This is a genomic window from Frankia sp. AgKG'84/4 (assembly GCF_023242965.2).
Lineage (GTDB): Bacteria > Actinomycetota > Actinomycetes > Frankiales > Frankiaceae > Frankia.
Genome location: NZ_JALKFU020001125.1, coordinates 1 through 1,282, shown reverse-complemented (window position 1 = coordinate 1,282; position 1,282 = coordinate 1). Strand labels below are relative to the sequence as shown.

The following is a 1,282-nucleotide window of genomic DNA, read 5'->3' as shown; positions in this document are numbered from 1 at the left end:
CAACCGGCGCCGTGCCCGGCTGGCGAGCTGCGCCGCGGCCGCCGGGGATCGTCCGACGATCGGCGCGATCTCGGTGAACGGCACGTCGAACGCGTCGTGCAGGACGAAGGCGATCCGCTCTGGCGGGCCGAGGGTGTCGAGCACGGCCAGCAACGCCCGGCCGACGGCGTCGGCGAGCAGCGCCTGCGCCTGCGGGTCGGACGCCTCGGCGAGCCCCACCAGCGGGGTGACCAGCGGCTCGGGCAGCTGGACGCCGGCCGGGTCCTCCCGGCGGGAGCGCCGCACGCGCAGTTGGTCGAGGCAGATCCGGGCCAGCACCGTCGTCAGCCAGCCGGGCAGGTTCTCGACGTCCGACCGGTCAGCCCGGCTCAGGCGCAGCCATGTCTCCTGCACCGCGTCGTCGGCATCGTGCGCCGAGCCCAGCATGCGCAGCGCGATGGCGCGCAGCCGCGGCCGTTGCGCCTCGAAGATCTCGATGTGGTCGTCGGTCAAGGTTGTCCTTCCCGGTTCGTCATACCCATGACGAACGGCGACCGGCCGATCTGACGGCACCAGCCAGGATCGGTCGTCGCCCGACCCGGAAGGCGCCTCGGATGAAACTGACGATCTTCGCCGCGACCGGCGGCATCGGCCGGCTGCTGCTCACGCAGGCGCTCGCTGCGGGGCACGACGTGAGCGTCGTCGTCCGCCGGCCGGAGGCGGTGACGCCGTCCCCCGGCCGGGTGATCGCCGCCGACCTGGCGAGCGTCGGCCCGGACGAGCTCGTACCGGCGCTCGCCGGCGCCGACGCCGTGCTCTCCGGCCTCGGCGGGCCCAGCCGCGCGGACACCGACATCGCCACCCGTGGCACGCAGACGATCATCGCGGCGATGCGGGCCGCCGGCGTCGCACGGATCATCGTGGTCAGCGCCGCGCCGATCGCCACGGTCCCCTCCCCGGCGCGGCCAAACCCGCTGCGACACGATCCCGGCGACGGGCCGCTCACCCGCCGCGTGCTCGCCCCCGCCATCAAGGCGGCGCTGCGCGGCCACTACGCGGACCTGGCCCGGATGGAGGACGCGCTGCGCGCCAGCGGCCTGGACTGGACGATCGTGCGCCCGCCGCGGCTGACCAACGGGAAGCTGACCGCGTCCTACCGCACGGCCCACGGCCGCAACCTGCGTGGCGGCACGTCGGTCTCCCGCGCGGACGTCGCCCACTACATGCTGCGCGCCGCCGAGAACGGGACGGGCGTGGGGGAGACGGTCGGCATCGCCGGGTAGCGGGCGCGGCACCGCCGCGC

At 75.4% G+C, this 1,282-nt stretch carries 2 protein-coding genes; one reads left to right on the top strand and one right to left on the bottom strand.

Annotated elements, in window-relative coordinates:
* On the bottom strand, positions 1-492 hold a 492-nt coding region (locus tag MXD58_RS27820), incomplete at its 3' end, for a sigma-70 family RNA polymerase sigma factor (protein WP_250611133.1).
* 101 nt (positions 493-593) lie between these two features.
* Here MXD58_RS27820 and MXD58_RS27815 point away from each other — a divergent pair.
* The gene (locus MXD58_RS27815; protein ID WP_248839532.1) at positions 594-1,262 is read left to right on the top strand and encodes an NAD(P)-dependent oxidoreductase; all 669 of its coding nucleotides are present in this window, start codon (positions 594-596) and stop codon (positions 1,260-1,262) included.
* Positions 1,263-1,282 lie beyond the last annotated feature (20 nt).